Raw genomic sequence first — 17490 nt, forward strand, 5'->3', positions numbered from 1 at the left:
ATTTTTTTTTTTTTCCAACAAGAAAACGCAAACGGAGTAGGCATGCGTGAATGGAAGTCAGACGTTGTGTCCTCCGATCCAAAATATAAAACATAAAAATTATAATAAGGCTTCCTCCATGAAACAGTACAACAAAAATAGAAGTTACCTCGCTTTGGCTATTGCCGCAGCATTAACCAGTAATATAACTTTTGCAGCAGCAGAAGACACATCGGCTGCAGCAAAAGACTCAGGTCTTGAACGTATTGAGGTTACTGCGCGTAAAAAAGTTGAAAGTTTACAAAATGTACCTGTAGCTGTTACATCGGTAGGAGCAGAACAACTCGCACAAAATGGTATTAGTGCCATGACAGAAGTTCAACAATTTTCGCCAAATACAACGTTGCAAAGCAGCCGTGGCACTAACTCAACCTTAACCGCATTCATTCGCGGTGTGGGTCAAGACGATCCATTATGGGGTTATGAACCTGGCGTAGGTATTTATGTTGACGATGTATATATTGCTCGTCCACAAGGCGCGGTTCTTGATATTCTTGATGTAGAACGTATTGAAGTATTACGTGGCCCACAAGGAAGCTTATATGGTAAAAATACTATAGGCGGTGCTATTAAGTACGTTACTAAAAAAATGTCAGGTGACGTTGAAGTCGACCTCAAAGCAACCTTTGGTAATTATGGTCGCCAAGATTATAAACTAGCGGGAAAAATTCCTGTTATCGAAGATAAACTTTATGTGGGGTTTGCTTTAGCCAATTTAACTCGTGACGGCTACGGTGAATTTTTACAGTCTGAATTACCTGATCAAGATTTAGAGAACTACAATAAAGATGTTTTTGCCGGTCGTCTTACCGTTGAATTCACACCGACAGATGATCTTTTCTTTCGTTTTAATTACGATAAAACAATTGATGACTCAAATGCGAAGGGAGGTTACAGACTTTTACCAAGCATTGTTACTGACGCACCTGTACCAGACAGCGTCTACGATTCCTATACCAGTATGCCTACTTGGAACAGTGTTGAGTCAGAAGGCTATAGTCTAACAGCAGAATATTATGTTAATGATACCTGGTCAATTAAGTCAATTACAGCGAGTCGAGAAAATTATTCTAAGACCAATATTGATTTTGATAATACACCAGAGCGCATTTTTGATGTACCTGCTATTTATGATGACGAACAATTTACGCAAGAGTTTCAAGTAAATTATGATTCAGACAACCTAACTTTTGTTTCTGGTCTTTATTACTTTGACGGTGAGTCTTGTGGGACCTTTGATGCGATTCTAGAGCATTTAGGCAAATCGCTTAGCTTACCAGGGCTCACTCGTGAAGTTGCTGGTTGTAATAATAGCGAAAGTTATGCGGTTTATGCACAAGGCTCGTACAATATTACCGATAAGCTTTCTATGACCTTAGGTGCTCGTTATACCGATGAAGAAAAAGTGGCAAACGTTAATAATGGCTTAGCATATGAAACTATTTATCCAGAAAGTGATTGGGTACCAGGTTATGTTCGAAGTGATATTACTTTCCCTGAAGTGCTTAATGACAGCGAAAGCTGGTCTCGCTTTACGCCTCGAGTTGGTGTTGAATATCAATACACCACAGACATGATGTTTTTTGCTAGCTATTCACAAGGCTTTAAATCAGGAACGTTTAACCCTAGAGCCAGTGGCCCTGAGCCAGCAGTAGACCCAGAAGTGGTTGATTCATATGAAATGGGTGTAAAAAGTGAATGGAATGACAATTTAAGAATTAATGCGACAGTATTTTACCTTGACCATACCGACCGTCAATTTGTAACGGTATTACCGGTAGAAGGTGGTGATGGTAGTGAATTAAGTCAACGTTTAGGTAACATAGGGCAATCAACGGCTTCTGGCTTAGAACTAGAAGTTCAATATTCTGTTACCGACAACTTAAATTTATTTGCAACTTTAGGTCTAATTGATGCATCGTTTAAAAAAGTAAATTCTTTTGATGGTGAAGGTAAGTCTATTGATATTAGTGATACTTTCACTATTACCAATACGCCAGACACTACTGCTAATATAGGATTTGCTTACAATATCGAAAGTACTATGGGTGATTTTGTTGTTAATGGTAATTACTATTATCGCAGCGACTATGACTTAACACCAACAGATAACTTATTAACACAAGACGGTTACGGTTTATTAAACGTTGGCGTTAATTGGTATAGCAATGATGGTGATTGGACCGCTTCGTTACATTGGAAAAACATCACCGATGAAGAGTATTTAGTGGGTAATTATGCTTTTCTGGGTGAGCAAAATAATGATGGTAGCTACGCACCAGGTTTAGGTGGCGATACTACGTTAATTGGTTATTATGGTGATCCATCAACTGTTGCCTTTAGTGTTGGTTATAGTTTCTAGGTGTAGTTTGTTATTTTAACTGTAAAAGGGCGAGTTATTACTCGCTCTTTTTTGTTGATATAATTTTGGTTAAGTCACTACTTTAGTTGAAAATTAAAAGTGTGCGTAGTAGAAAAACATCCCTTAAACTGTTATTAATTAAATGACATTGTGATATACCGATAGAGGATAAAGCATGAGTACAGCGCAAGTAGTAATTGCTGATGATCATCCGTTGTTTCGTACGGCGTTAAAACAAGCTGTGGTCGAATGTATGCCTGCCTGTAGCATTATTGAAGCGTCTAGTTTTAGTGATTTATTGCAGCAAATAGAACAATCACCAAGCTTAGAAATAATTTTTCTTGATTTACATATGCCAGGTAATAATGGTTTTACGGGACTTACTCAGCTACAAAACAATCACCCAGACCTTATTGTTATTATGGTGTCTTCTGATGAAACACCTAATATTATGCAAAAAGCGATTATTTTTGGTGCGGCGGCCTTTATTCCCAAGTCTGTTGATTTATCGGTCATAGCACAAGCGATAAATTGTGTACTCGCTGGCGGAACTTGGTTACCTGATAACTTTGATATTTCATTAGACAGTGAACAAGTTACTGCAAATAAGTTATTGGCTCAGCAATTAGCAAAATTAACTCCGCAGCAATACAAGGTCTTGTCTTATGTTGCCGATGGGCAATTAAACAAGCAAATTGCCGGCATTTTAGATATTAAAGAAAATACGGTAAAGAAGCATGTTTCAGCAATCTTGCTGCAACTGGGCGTTTATAACCGCACTCAAGCGGGTTTAGCTTATCAGCAATTGATGTTAGCGCCACAAGAAAATGAAAGTCTATAATGTGTAATAATACAGCGGTTAATTATGTTTTATTCTTTGATAATTTATCAAGGCTTTGCGTGATCAGTGATAGTGCTGACGTAATAATTTAACAAAAAACTGTGCTGACTGGGATAACGGATAACGTTTTCGAGCAACAATTCCTACACGTCGACTAATGGTTGGTGAAGCTAATGGGCGATGCTGAATGTTAAGCGCTTGTATTTGTTGTTTGTACAAAGACGGTATTGCACTAACGCCTAATTTATTAGCGACCATTTGAACGACAGTAGCCAACTGATTACTTTCATACTTTACCTTTAAAAATAAAGCCTGTTCGGCTAATGTCTCCTCCATAAGTAAGCGAATACTCGAAGGTCGTTGCAAGGCAATAAAAGGATAATGGCTGAGTTGCTGCCATGTTAACTCTTCAGCTTGTTCTAGGTCATGGTTATCTGGGAATACCGCCAGTAATTCATCACTAAACAGTGTTTCAAAATGTAAATCATCAAATTCACCAGGATCAAAGGTAATCGCAAACTCTACCTTAGCATTTTGCACCATAGCAACAGCTTCTTCGGCGATAACATCATGCACTCTTACTTTAATTTCTTGATATTGGGTTGTAAAAGCCAGTAAATGTTGCGGCAAGTGGGTACTCGCAAATGATGGCATTGCGGCTAAAGATAAATTTCCACGTTTGAGAGAAAACAGCTCAGCAAGCTCAATAAAAGCATCATCAAAGTCTGCTAACAAACGTTTTGCTGTTGGTAAGAAAATTTGCCCTTCAGGCGTTAATGATAAGGTTCTTGTTGAACGCGCCAGTAACTTACCGCCAACGGTCTCTTCTAAATTTTTGATACTAATACTTAATGCTGGCTGTGATAAATGTAAAATTTCACTGGCTTCGGCAAAGCTTTTAGATTGGGCAATAGTGATAAAAGTGCGTAGTTGCTTGAGAGTAATATTCATGCAATTATCCTAAAATATCCAGTTATAAGTTTTATTTATCAATAGTTAATATTAATTAATTTTACATATTTATGCAATTGTATAATGCTGGTGTTAAGTCAACTTCCTTAATAACTGGATAAAAATAATGGCAGGATTTAATAAAGTAGTGAATACCTATGAAGAAGCAATGGCAGGGTTAACCGACAATATGACGGTGGTCGCTGGCGGCTTTGGTTTATGTGGTATTCCTGAGAATTTAATCAAAGAAATCGAGCGCCAAGGCATTAAAGGGTTAACGCTAGTTTCTAATAACTGTGGTGTTGATGATTTTGGTTTAGGCCTGTTGTTACCTAAGCGGCAAATTAAAAAAATTATTGCTTCTTATGTTGGAGAAAATGCTGAATTTGAACGACAAATGATGTCGGGAGAATTAGATGTGGAATTAACACCACAAGGTACTTTAGCCGAAAAAATGCGCGCAGGTGGTGCTGGTATCCCCGCTTTTTATACCGCAACCGGTGTTGGAACTTTAGTGGCAGCAGGTAAAGATCAACGCCAATTTAATGGACGAGATTATATTCTTGAAGAAGCTATTACCGGTGATTTTGCCATTATTAAAGCCTGGAAGGCTGATAAGTTTGGTAATTTAGTTTACAGAAAAACAGCACGTAACTTTAATCCATTAGCCGCGACCGCAGGAAAAATTACTGTGGTAGAAGTTGAAGAAATTGTTGAGCCAGGTGAGCTAGACCCAGATGAAATCCATACACCGGGCATTTATGTTAACCGTGTTATACAAGGCACTTTTGAAAAACGTATTGAACAACGCACTATTCGCACGACAACAGGAGAATAATCATGGCTTTAGACCGAAATCAAATCGCTCAGCGTGTCGCGCAAGAATTACAAGATGGCTTCTATGTTAATCTTGGTATTGGTATTCCTACCTTAGTAGCTAACTATGTCCCTGAGGGGATAGAAGTAATGTTGCAATCTGAAAATGGCTTATTAGGTATGGGACAATTTCCCAGTGAAGCTGAAGTCGATGCCGACTTAATTAATGCCGGTAAACAAACTGTGACTATGGCGACCGGTGCATCAATATTTGATTCTGCACAGTCGTTTGCCATGATCCGTGGCGGTCATGTTGATTTAACGGTGCTGGGCGCTTTTGAAGTCGATGTTAACGGTAATATTGCTTCGTATATGATTCCCGGTAAGCTAATTAAAGGTATGGGCGGTGCAATGGACTTGGTCGCTGGCGCAGACAATATCATAGTAACCATGACCCATGCGTCAAAACATGGTGATTCTAAATTACTGGCAAATTGTACACTGCCGTTAACCGGTAAAGGCTGTATAAAAAAAGTGTTAACCGACTTGGCTTTTATTGAGATTAAAGACGGTCGTTTTCATCTACTCGAACGTGCCCCAGGGGTGAGTGTTGCAGAGATTGTTAAACTAACCGCAGGTGAATTAGTCATTCCTGATGATGTTCCTGAAATGCAGTTTTAGTCATATGTTTTTGACTAGAAAAGAGTGAAAATTAATCAAGCTAAGTGATTATTGTCAATGTTGTTAGAACCGCTAGAAGACAATAAGGCAGTAGTTTATCGTGCTTAGCTATGTTATCGGGCGAGCAGGGCGCAATGGTCTGTAAAGGCACCTAAACAAAACTATAAAGATAAAAAAGAAAGATAAAAAAGGATGGCTGTTTAGCCATCCTTTTCTGTATAACCCATACGGAGTTATTGTGCTGTTACTAAGCTTACTTGTTTACTGGCCGTATTGGTTTGTATAACCCATACGGAGTTATTGTGCTGTCACTAAGCTTACTTGTTTACTGGCCGTATTGGTTTGTATAACCTATACGGAGTTATTGTGCTGTCACTAAGCTTACTTGTTTACTGGCCGTATTGGTTTGTATAACTCATACGGAGTTATTGTGCTGTCACTAAGCTTACTTGTTTACTGGCCGTATTGGTTTGTATAACTCATACGGAGTTATTGTGCTGTCACTAAGCTTACTTGTTTACTGGTCGTATTGGTTTGTATAACCCATACGGAGTTATTGTGCTGTCACTAAGCTTACTTGTTTACTGGCCGTATTGGTTTGTATAACTCATAAGGAGTTATTGTGCTGTCACTAAGCTTACTTGTTTACTGGCTGTATTGGTTTGTAAACCAAAATGGTCAAGTGAATAAGTATAGCTGGCTAGTTCATTAGGTATTTGACTCGAATGAACTCCGCTTACCGTACATGTTCCGCTACCGCAAACTATTTGATCATCCCAACTTTTAATAGAATAAACACGATTAGCAATGACTTTATTACCTAGCCAATCAAGAAATGGACTTGATACCGATAAGCCATTACTGGCACAGGTAGGGATCCAAACATTCCATGGATATGCGCCACAAGTCCATAAACCGCGATAAGCACCTGCAACGCCGACAAAGGCATCCACTTGGCTACTTTTATTGAGTTTAATAATTTGTTGTGCTGCTAAAGTAACCCCCATAGAGTGGCCAATTACATCAATTTTTCCTGTGCATGACGCACTAAGCGCTGAATTGATAGCATTTCGAACAGGTGTTTCTTCTGAGCCGCTGTGATTATTATAAGCGGCATTACTACCACCCCATGCTGGGCGGTATATTTGACTGCTGCTGTAGCCTTTCGCGAGTAAAGCGTCGTAGGTATTATCCCAATCTGACGGCGTGCCAGTATTGCCATGCACCAGTACCACGTTATCGAGACAACTGGCTTGCACGGTTGCACTGGCGAGTAACAAGCCAGTAACAGTTAATATTGCCTTTAATTGGATATTTATTTTTCTTTTCATAATGAATCTCTCTTTGTTTTATTATTATTTGAGTGTTATTTCAATATTTTCTACTTGGTCTATTGGTTAGTTTTATCAAAAGATAAAGTAAACATTAGGAAGTAACTGCAAGTGTTGTATCTAGGTATTTTATTAGCCGCCAATGTTGACCTTTACGGCGAACTATCGGTCGTATTACCAACTAAAACACTAGTCATAAAGCGGTTAGATAAGTTCGAGTGAGGGACGTCACGGTTGTTAAAATGTATGTAAAAAAGTGTAATTAGGACCTGTTTCATAAAAAGCCTATTATTTATTGTCATTTATTTTTGACTTGTCCTGAGGGGTACTCTCCATTTTTGTATCCAAACTGTTTGAAATTTGAACTCAGCAACATTAACGAATATTGGTAGCAAAAGAAGTGACTCTTTAGTAGTAGAAGGATTATGTGGAATAAATTAAATAATTCTCGCTTAATTAAAGTGTCTGTTGTGGCGGACACTTTTATCAGATTTTTGAGTTGTTTTTCAAAGAGATTTTGAAGCCAGTAAAGATAGAAATACTTGACGTTTTTATTCGTAGTTTTATTATTGTTAAAGTCTTTACAAGATATTTAAAATAATAGCAGCGCCACTAACTTTGCTGTCACTGCTAGTATGACTAAAGCGATAATAACTGTCGCATCAATTTTTTTAACGCTAACGCTTTAATTGGTTTACGCATAAACGAGAAATCGGCACCGCTGGTATGCTCTCGCACTTGTTCAGAGGGGTCTGCAGAGCAGATAATACAAGGAGCTTGCCACTTATGGTTAGTAAGCGTTTTTTGAACTAAATCAACGCCATTTTTGTCATCATCTAAGTGGTAGTCTGAAATAATTAATTTGGGTTTGAACTCTTTATCAACTAGTACTTCTGCTAAGTGTTTTTCATTTCTCACGGCAATAACATGACACCCCCATTCAGCGAGTTGCGATTGCATCGCTTTTAGCATTAAGGGCTCATTATCAATAAGTAAAATAGGTAACTGATTAAATTCAGCAGAGGCGCTAATGCTATTTTGAGTATTAACAACCGAGGCTCTGACCGGTAATAACTTACTACGAGGCAGAGTAATGCTAAAGCATGAACCTCTACCAACCGTAGATTTTACTGAAATGGTTAACCCTAAAAGTTTAGCTATACGATCTGATATGGCTAAACCTAGCCCCAAACCCGGTTGGTCTTGAGTTTCATTTAAGCGCTCAAACTCTTTGAAGATAGTTTGCTGTTTGTTTTTCGCAATACCCGGTCCATTATCCCAAACTTCAATAACGATCTTGTCTTGTTGTCGCCTAACGCCAAGTAATACTTTGCCTTGGCGGTCGGTTTGTGGGCAATAGTTAATAGCATTGGAGAGAAAGTTTTGCACCACACGGCGTAACAATCTTTGGTCGGTTTCAATAATACAGTTAGATTTTACATAGCTAAACGTTAGATTAGCTTGCTCTGTCAGTAAGAAAAACTCTTTACTCAAGGGGGCTAATAATTCGTCAACATAAAAAGAGGTGATCGCAATGTGTTGCGACTTACCATCTAAGCGAGATATTTCAACGAGATCTGAGAGTAAACTTTCTGCAGCATTTAGTGAATGACGAATGTTGCTGGCTAATTCTTCTAAATGAGTACCGGTTACTTTTTTATTAAGCATACTGGTAAATAAAGATAAAGCATTGAAAGGTTGCATTAAATCATGGCTGGCAGCCGCTAAAAACTTAGTTTTACTTTTATTAGCTGTTTCGGCTTCTGCCTTTGCATGGTTTAGTTCACGGGTTCGTTCAATCACTCTTTGTTCAAGGGTCTCGTTCGCCCTTTGTAAAGCTTTTTCAGCTTCTATATGTGCGGTTATATCTGAGAAAGTACTAACAAAACCACCGCCAGGCATCGCTTGGCCTCTAATTTCTAAGACAATACCGCTTGGCATTTCTCGCTGAAAATAATGACTGTTCCCTTTACGCATATAGTCAATTCTGCGTGTTATAAAATCATCGGTATGCTCGGCACTATTTTTTGTAGAGTTACCTTTATCAGCAATAATGACTCCGCGATCGGCATTGTATTGAATAAGCTCGGAGATTGGTTTACCGACACAAACTAAACTGCTTGGGTAATCTAGTAATTCTATATAGCGTTTATTCCAAGCAACTAAGCGCATGTCGGCGTCAACAACACTTATACCTTGTTCTATATTTTCTACACCGGCTTGTAATAATTCGCGATTAAATTGAAACAACTTGCTGGCTTCATCAACAATATTAACGACATATTCCAAAGGTAAGGCTTGTTGTTTACTTGCGGCTTTCATTACCATGCGCGTTGAGGCTGAGCCTAATACGCTTGATAACTGCAAGCGGGTATACTCGACCAGCTTTTGACTCGCGGCGGTATTACTAAGTTGTTTTGCATGATTATGATGAAAATCATCGGCGCTTGTATCATTAACGAAGCGTTGCAATAAGTGATAAAGGTCTTTACTTGATAAGTTTTGTTGAATTGCCCCCTGCTTTTTACTGATAAAGAGCTCTGCTTGTAATCTTTCGCCAACACTGCGCTGACCAAATAATGAAAAACCAATAAAACAGCAAGTATTGGCTAATAAACTAAATAATAAACCGTGACTAATATTATCGAGAAAGTCGACACCAAAAAGTGCATAAGGCCGTAAGCTGCTTATACCAAATAATCCTGTAGTTATCCACGGAGCGTTCGGCAATAAACTGGGTAGCAATAAGGTATAAAACCAGCAAAGACTGCCGACAATTAAGCCAATAAAAGCGGCGTTACTGGTTGCTCTTCGCCAATATAATGCGCCAACAACTAAAGGGGCTAATTGTGATAGAAGTACGAATGACAATAGGCCAATGGTGGCAAGGTGATTTTGTTGATTAACGATCCGCTCAAAGCCAAAAGCCAATAGCAGCAGTAAAGCAATTGCTATGCGGCGAATATTTAATAACAGCCCTGACAGTTGTTTTTTCTGGGTATTAATATAACTGTTGTAGTGCAGTAGCAAGGGGTTAACGATTTCTGTTGTTACCATAGTGCTGAGTACTATTGTGGCGACTATGACCATGCTGGTTGCTGCGGCTAAACCACCAATAAAAGCGAGGCCACCAAGCCATGCTTGCTGAAAAAAGAGTGGGATAGTAATAACATACGTATCGGCATCAACACCACCACCCGGAAATAAACTTTGGCCAGCTAAGGCAATAGGTAAGATAAATAAATTAATGGCAATTAAATAAACGGGGTAGAGCCAACGTGCCATTTTCAATTCTTTTTGCTGATGATTCTCTATCATCAACATGTGATATTGCTGTGGCAAAATAAAAATAGTAATTACGCCAAGTATCGCTTGTGATACTGCAAAATAAGTGTTTTTTACCGGTTGATAATTAGTTGACGTTTCGGCTTGGCTGATTAAATCGCCAATACCATCAAAAACAAAGAATGTCGCAAAAATGCCTATCGCGGTTAAGGCAAATAATTTAACTAACGAACTAAAAGCTATGGCTAGAACTAAGCCTTGATTTTGTTTATTGGCGGCCACTTGGCGAGCACCAAATAATATACTGAAAATAATTAATACTAAGGTCACAACAAAGGTCGTGCTTATTCCTGAGCGGTAAGTGCCGGTGAGTAAATCAAAACTTTTGCTGATAGCTCTTAATTGCAGTGCGATATAGGGAATGGTGCCCAGAAGGGCGACTAAGGTTACTGTCGCTGCTATTTTTGGCGATCTGTCATAGCGACAAGCAATAAAGTCAGCAATAGAGGTTAGGTTTTGTTGCTTGGTAATACGTAATATTCGCAGCAACATCGGCCAAGCCAAAACAAAGCATAAAATTGAGCCAATATAGATGGGAGCAAGCCAAGCGCCGGTTGTTGCTGCTTGCCCAACCGTGCCATAAAAAGCCCAAGAGGTGCAGCTTACCCCTAAAGCTAAACTGTAAACCCAAGGGCGAGAATGCCACTGCTTAGTGGTTTGCTTTTGTCCCCAGTAGGCAACAACAAACAACAGTAATAAATAACCTATGGCAAGAAAAGACACCAACCAGGTATTAAGAGAAAGCCAAATTAACACTGAAAACACCTTATAAATAGCAACACTTTACTAAGTACCGATCCCATATCAACTTTACGTCTGCAAATAAAATGGCGGCAGACATCATAACATGGCTTAAATTTCAGCACAGTGCACGAAGGTAGTACATCAATAGATAATTTATTTAGTTAAGCTGAATTTTGACATTACTATATTAGAAATTAATCTATATGAGAACTCTTAAGATAAGTAACAAGTATTTAGTAGAAGCCATTGTTTTTATTAGTTACACCTTATTTGCAATGGCATGGGTTGGCGGCACCGCAAGCATGAATCAAATCATGGCGGCAATGAATATTAATAGTTTAGCTTCAGCCAGCTTTATTAGTGGTGCGGTTACCTTAGCTAAAATTGTAGGGACCTTTGCCGCTGCTTGGTTAGCCCTAAAACTAGGGGGTAAGTATGCTTTTTTTGCATCAGGTATTTTAATTTCAGTGGGGCTATTAACACCTTTTGCGCCCAATTATGAATTGCTATTAGTGAGCCGGTTTTTAATGGGATTGGGCGGAGCGTTTATGATTGTATATTTTAACCCCATCGTTATGTCTTGGTTCCCTCCAGAAGAGCGTGCCACGATAAACGGGATCAATGCCGTTGCTTTTAATTTGGGCACAGGCATTATTTTATGGCAAATGAGTAACTTTAATTCGTTAACCGGTAGCTGGCAAAATACCTTGATTATTTTTTCATTAGCAAGTTTGGCATTAAGTATTGCTTGGTTATTTGTTGACGAAGCAAAACCTCATAGCAAGGCCAAAGATACTAGTGAAATTAACACGCATTATTCGTACACAGATGGCTTAAAAGATAAATTTTCTTGGGTCTATGCGTTAACCTATTCAGGTATTCTTGCCTTTTATTTATGTTTGTTCACTTTCTATCCTAAAGCGGGTATCAGTCAAAGTGCGTTATTGATAGGTTTTGGAATTATAGGAACGTTAGCCGGTATTATTTACAGTAAAAAATTCCCTTTACGGGTGCCTGTGATCCGTTGGTCAGGTTTACTGATTGTGATCACTGTGTTTACCTTATCTTTTAGCCCGTCAGAAGTAGTACAAACACTTAGTGCTATGGTGTTAGGTTTTTCTATATTCTTTCCAATAACGGCATTAGTGGCAATACCTCATGAGTTGTCAAAAATGACCAGCCAAAAAATAACCGTTGTTTTTAGTTTGTTCTATTCGATAAGTTATATGGTGGGTACCTTGGTTTTATGGTTGTTTGGCAAGTTAGTTGATATTCACCAAGGTGACTATACATGGGCATTTGCTTTAACCACCTTGGTCAGTGGTACTTTCTTTATAGGTAGTTTTTTCTTAACTGAAACGGGTCAACAAAAAAACAAGGAAGATGAATTATGCGAGGTGTAATTTCAGAAAAATTAGCGCCCTTTTTAGCGCAGGCAAATGAAGCTTTAGCCGAGTCAAAAAAACAAGGTGTGCAATTTTCTCCTGCACTGGTTCGCTCAAATTTAGATAAATTGGCGCCTTTGATAGGCGAGGGGCCAGCACTCAGTTTTGTGCAAGACCGTGCAGTGCAAGCAGAAGAACGCGCTATTGCCGTGCGAGTTTATAGCCCAGCGCCAGAGGAAGCATTACCCGTAGTTATTCATTATCATGGCGGTGGTCATATGTGTGGCAGTGTTGAATTATACGATCCCATTTGTCGTAAAATTGCCGCACAAAGTCATTGTATTGTTATCAGTGTCGAATACCGTTTAGCACCGGAGCATCCTTATCCAGCAGGTATCGATGATTGTCGAGAGGTGTTAATTAATTACCAAGCCTGTTTAGCTGGGCTCAACTTTTCTAATGCACTTTATATTATCGGTGATAGTGCTGGCGGCGCTATTTGTACTACGCTTGCTATGCAAAGCCAGCAAGATAAACGCTTAAGAATCGATAAGCAGATTTTAATTTACCCAAGTGTTGATTACACCGGCCAGCAGCCTTCTTTTACCGAGAATGGTTCAGGTTTTTTACTTGAGCAAGATAAAATAACTTGGTACTTTAATCAGTATTTTAAAGCGAGTGATAACAGTAAAGCTGCATCACCTTTGTATGGTGAAATAAGCAAGACTTTACCCGAAACCTTAGTTATTACCGCCGGATGCGACCCGTTAAGAGATGAAGGTTTAGCTTATGCTAAAGCGTTAAAAGCGGTTGGGGTAGCGGTGCATCATCATCAGTTTGATGGGTTAACGCATGCCTATATGTTACTTGATGCATTGGTTGCAGAAGAGTGTCAGCAAACTTTTCAGCTGATCGCTAACTTTATTAATAAATAGCTAAGCTTGCCACAGATTTCTGTGGCAAAAGCATTAATTATCGCAAGGTCTTGTTACCAGAGAGCAAGATCTCTTTATCATAATGTCAGTGATCCCGTTACCGACGTTGTTAACACGTTTCATATTCATCTAGGTCATCATAATTTCAATATAGTTTCTTGTTCGGTAAAACACCTACAAAAAATGGTTGAATACGTATTCATCTTCTTTGATATAGCGCTTTGTTTAAATTTAACGCAACCTGTCTTGGCTATTTAATAAGCAAATATAAACATTAATTTTACATTAGGAATAACAATAAAAATGAAAACTAAAGTAATAAAATCGTTATTAACAACAGGTCTGGCATTAGGCATTGTTTGTCAGGCTCAAGCTGCTGCTGAACCGACTACTTTTGTTCATCTCTTTGAATGGAGCTGGCAAGATGTTGCCCAAGAATGTGAAGATTATTTAGGCCCTAAAGGTTATGCCGCAGTTCAGGTGTCACCACCTAATGAGCATATTCAAGGGGGACAATGGTGGACTCGATATCAACCGGTAAGCTATAAAATAGAGAGTCGAAGCGGTAACCGTGCCCAGTTTGTCGATATGGTGAATCGTTGTAAGGCCGTTGGCGTAGAAATATATGTTGATGCAGTTTTAAATCATATGGCGTCTGGCAATGGTACGGGGACTGCAGGGAGTAATTATGGTAACAAAAGCTTCCCTAATTACGGGCCACAAGACTTTCATGATACTTGTGCCATTACCGATTATAACAATCGTTGGCAAGTACAAAACTGTGAGCTAGTGGGCTTAGCTGACCTCAATACTGGTGCCGCTTATGTACAAGAAACGCTCGCGGATTATTTAAACGACTTGCAAGATATTGGTGTTACAGGTTTTCGATTTGACGCCTCTAAGCACATGTCATTAGGCGATATTCAAGGAGTATTGTCGAAAGTTAATGGCTCGCCTTTGGTATTTCAGGAGGTGATTGATCAAGGCGGTGAACCCATCACCTCCAGTGAATACCAAAGCACAGGTTTAGTAACTGAATTTAAATATACCACACAGCTAGGTAACACCTTCAAAAATGGCAGCCTAGCATCACTGAGTAGTTTTGGTGAAGCTTGGGGATTTTTACCGAGTAGTTCTGCGGTGGTTTTTGTCGATAACCATGATAATCAACGTGGCCATGGTGGCGGTGGTAATGTGATTACTTTTGAAGATGGCCGTTTATACGACTTAGCGAATGTATTTATGTTGGCTTATCCGTATGGTTACCCAAAAGTTATGTCGAGCTATGATTTTCAGGGTGATACTGATGCGGGTGCTCCAAGTGTTCCGGTCCATAACAATGGTGATCTAGAATGCTTTGGCAGTAGTTGGAAGTGTGAGCATCGATGGTCATATATTGCTGGTGGTGTCGACTTTAGAAATAATACTGGAGATAATTGGAGCACCACAAACTGGTGGGATAATGGCAATAACCAAATTGCTTTTGGTCGAGGTAGTTCGGGTTTTGTCGCAATTAATAAAGAAGATGTTAATTTAACGTCTACGCTAAATACACAAATGAGTGCAGGTACTTATTGTAACGTTTTAAAAGGGCAATTATCTGCTGATGCTAAATCGTGTAGCGGTGAAACGATTACAGTAAACAACGGTGGAAGTATTAATGCCAATGTGGGTGTTTGGGATGCATTTGCCATTCATCAAGGCGCAAAAATTAATGGTGAAGTGACAGGCCCAGCAACATTGAAACGTACGGTGATATTTATTCAAGCACAAACGCAAAGTGGTCAAGATATGTTTATTCGCGGCGGTATTGATCATAACTACGCCAATAATAATCTTGGTAGAAATTGTCAAACCACTAATTTTGAGTGTGCAATGACTATTCGCCATAACAATTTAAAAAGTGCAACGACAACACCATGGAAAACCAACGAAAGCTACTTAGATTGGTATGGCAGTGAGGCCGCTCAAAGTAGCACCGCTGAAGGAACTCCGCTTGATTGGACCACCAATGCTTGGCCTGCAGGTTGGGGAACAAAGCGTACCGTTGCTAATGATGGTTATGGTGAAGAGCCGTTAAATATTTGGGGTCAACATTACTGGATGTTAGATGTTGATATGGATTGTAGTAAAGCGGTTAATAACAAGTTTGAAGTAAAAGCCTATGTTAAAAATGGTCAAGGTTGGGAAGGTGACATCAACCAAGCTAACACACCTTATGCATCGAGTAATCATTTTGCTGAATGCGGAAAAATCAACAAATTTAACTTCAATAGTAATACCGTAGAAATTCGAAGTTTTTAGAGTTTTGTCGCGTTTTTATGATGATTTTTAACTAAATAAGTAAGCAGGCTAGGCAAATTTTTTGTCTAGCCTTTACAATTTTAAAGCGATATTTATAGACGATTTATAAAACTTCTTTAGCGGCTCTAAAAGCCTCTTGTGCAGCTGGCGCGCCACAATACACAGCGCTGTGCAGTAATACTTCTCTTATTTCCTCTTTAGTCGCGCCATTATTTAATGCACCACGAATATGCCCTTTAAGTTCTTGAGGAGCTCTTAGTGCTGCCAGCATAGCGATAGTCACTAAACTACGGGTTTTAAGATCTAATTCAGTTCGCTGCCAGGTTGCTCCCCAGCCATGATCGTTGATGTAGTCTTGCATAGGCTGACTAAAATCATCGGCATTATTAAGTGCGCGGTCAACAAATTCATCGCCCATAACTTGACGGCGAATTTTTTCACCTGCTGTTTTTTCGTTGTTAGCTATCGTCATATATTATCCTGTTATTTATTGGGCGGTCCAAGCACCATCCATGGGAAGTGCCGAACCGGTTATACTACGCGCACTATTACTGCATAAGAATAAAATAAATTCACCAATTTGGCGAGGGTCCATCATTTCAGGTAAGGGTTGCTTAGCCGTTACTAAGGCATATTTTGCTTGTTCGAAGCTAACACTTTTCTGTTGTGCTATATCATTAATTTGATTATTAATTAATGGGGTATCCACCCAACCTGGGCAAATAGAATTAACGGTAATGCCATGCTCGGCACACTCAAGCGCAACGGCCTTCGTTAAGCCAACAATGCCATGCTTTGCTGCAACATAAGCGGATTTATTTAGCGAGGCCACGAGTCCATGAACAGAAGCGATATTAATAATGCGGCCCCAACCCTTTGCTTTCATACCCGGAAGTGACTTTTGAATGGTGTGAAATGCCGCGGTCAAATTGATGGCAATTATCGCATCCCACTTATTTTCAGGGAAAGTATCAATACTTTCGGTATGTTGAATACCTGCATTATTGACCAGTATATCGATAGAGCCCATGACTTGAGTAGCCTTAGTCATAAACACTGAAATATCTTGGGCTAACATTAAATTTGCACTATCAAAAAGTGTCTTGATATTATATTTTTTCGCAAATTCATCGGCTAAGGCTTGGCCTTCTTCGTCAGCCATTAAACCGTGTAGTACCAAATTAATGCCTTGCTCAGCTAAGACATGTGCAGCCGCTAAACCAATACCACTGGTTGAACCTGTGATCAAAGCTGTTTTACCTTTTAGCATAATTATTTTCCTATTTAATTGTGTTATTAGTTTCTTACCGTTTTCGTCAATAAAAAAGTAATTAGACGTGTGAGCCCCTGCGCCGTTGATCATTATTGGGCAAATACTTGCGATAGGGCGGTTTATTAAAGGGCATCAGATAATAGTAAAAGAGTAAGTTTGGCCATCTCGAAAAGGCTATTTAACCCGTTGCTCTAAAATCTTCAGCATTATTCTTATGCTATATATTAATGCAAACAGTTAACTTTTTAATTGGCACCTTAGTACCATAGGTTTAGTCAAATAACTTTGCTGCTGCTCCATTCATCAACAGCTAAAAATCACATCGCCTTTATTAATTGGAAAACAGATCGTTAATTACCCTATGTAAATGAACAGGCATCAGCCTTGATAATATTTCGACAATTAGACTAAGTAAGAAAATAATTTTTAAGCTAGTAACTTTGTACACTTTCAACAGAGAACGCGTGATAAAACAGTCATCAT

Annotated in this window: 12 protein-coding genes; 7 read left to right on the top strand and 5 right to left on the bottom strand. The window is 39.1% G+C overall.

The genetic code is table 11. The annotated features are described in order from the left end of the window. Positions 1–118: 118 nt before the first annotated feature. Together H4J69_RS00005 and H4J69_RS00010 are read left to right on the top strand one after the other, a co-directional pair. A complete protein-coding gene (locus H4J69_RS00005) occupies positions 119–2401 on the top strand; it encodes a TonB-dependent receptor (protein WP_182217778.1) in 2283 nt (760 codons plus the stop codon). Between the two features lie 175 nt (positions 2402–2576). Next, complete coding sequence (locus H4J69_RS00010; protein WP_182245053.1) at positions 2577–3242, top strand: response regulator transcription factor; 666 nt, start codon at positions 2577–2579, stop codon at positions 3240–3242. Positions 3243–3305: 63 nt separating this feature from the next. Here the strand turns inward: H4J69_RS00010 and H4J69_RS00015 are convergent, their stop codons facing one another. Next, positions 3306–4193 carry a LysR family transcriptional regulator gene (locus tag H4J69_RS00015; RefSeq protein ID WP_182245054.1) on the bottom strand — a complete coding sequence of 296 codons (888 nt, stop codon included), beginning with the start codon at positions 4191–4193 and terminating at the stop codon, positions 3306–3308. Between the two features lie 127 nt (positions 4194–4320). On the opposite strand from H4J69_RS00015, the gene H4J69_RS00020 reads away from it, so the two are divergent. Next, positions 4321–5031, top strand: a complete 711-nt coding sequence (locus H4J69_RS00020) for a CoA transferase subunit A (RefSeq protein ID WP_182245055.1) — start codon at positions 4321–4323, stop codon at positions 5029–5031. A gap of 2 nt (positions 5032–5033) precedes the next feature. Beyond that, the gene (locus tag H4J69_RS00025; protein WP_182217785.1) at positions 5034–5690 is read left to right on the top strand and encodes a 3-oxoacid CoA-transferase subunit B; all 657 of its coding nucleotides are present in this window, start codon (positions 5034–5036) and stop codon (positions 5688–5690) included. 617 nt (positions 5691–6307) lie between these two features. Here the strand turns inward: H4J69_RS00025 and H4J69_RS00030 are convergent. Then, complete coding sequence (locus H4J69_RS00030) at positions 6308–7021, bottom strand: alpha/beta fold hydrolase (RefSeq protein WP_182245056.1); 714 nt, start codon at positions 7019–7021, stop codon at positions 6308–6310. A gap of 639 nt (positions 7022–7660) precedes the next feature. Beyond that, complete coding sequence (locus H4J69_RS00035; protein WP_182245057.1) at positions 7661–11122, bottom strand: PAS domain-containing hybrid sensor histidine kinase/response regulator; 3462 nt, start codon at positions 11120–11122, stop codon at positions 7661–7663. Positions 11123–11313: 191 nt separating this feature from the next. Here H4J69_RS00035 and H4J69_RS00040 point away from each other — a divergent pair, with 191 nt between their 5' ends. The 3 genes from H4J69_RS00040 to H4J69_RS00050 all read left to right on the top strand — a co-directional run bounded on the left by H4J69_RS00040 (position 11314) and on the right by H4J69_RS00050 (position 15734). Continuing rightward, positions 11314–12513 (top strand): CynX/NimT family MFS transporter, encoded by a 1200-nt coding sequence (locus tag H4J69_RS00040; protein ID WP_182217790.1) that lies wholly within the window; start codon positions 11314–11316, stop codon positions 12511–12513. Further along, complete coding sequence (locus tag H4J69_RS00045; RefSeq protein ID WP_182217792.1) at positions 12501–13430, top strand: alpha/beta hydrolase; 930 nt, start codon at positions 12501–12503, stop codon at positions 13428–13430. Before H4J69_RS00040 ends, H4J69_RS00045 begins: the two co-directional genes overlap by 13 nt. A gap of 303 nt (positions 13431–13733) precedes the next feature. Further along, on the top strand, positions 13734–15734 hold the full coding sequence (locus H4J69_RS00050) for an alpha-amylase family protein (RefSeq protein WP_182217794.1): 2001 nt from the start codon (positions 13734–13736) through the stop codon (positions 15732–15734). Positions 15735–15837: 103 nt separating this feature from the next. Here the strand turns inward: H4J69_RS00050 and H4J69_RS00055 are convergent, their stop codons facing one another. Continuing rightward, on the bottom strand, positions 15838–16206 hold the full coding sequence (locus H4J69_RS00055; RefSeq protein ID WP_182217796.1) for a carboxymuconolactone decarboxylase family protein: 369 nt from the start codon (positions 16204–16206) through the stop codon (positions 15838–15840). 15 nt (positions 16207–16221) lie between these two features. Then, positions 16222–17004 carry a 3-hydroxybutyrate dehydrogenase gene (locus H4J69_RS00060; RefSeq protein ID WP_182217798.1) on the bottom strand — a complete coding sequence of 261 codons (783 nt, stop codon included), beginning with the start codon at positions 17002–17004 and terminating at the stop codon, positions 16222–16224. Positions 17005–17490: the final 486 nt, after the last annotated feature.

Source organism: Colwellia sp. BRX10-9 (genome assembly GCF_014077405.1).
In the GTDB taxonomy this organism is placed as follows: domain Bacteria; phylum Pseudomonadota; class Gammaproteobacteria; order Enterobacterales; family Alteromonadaceae; genus Colwellia_A.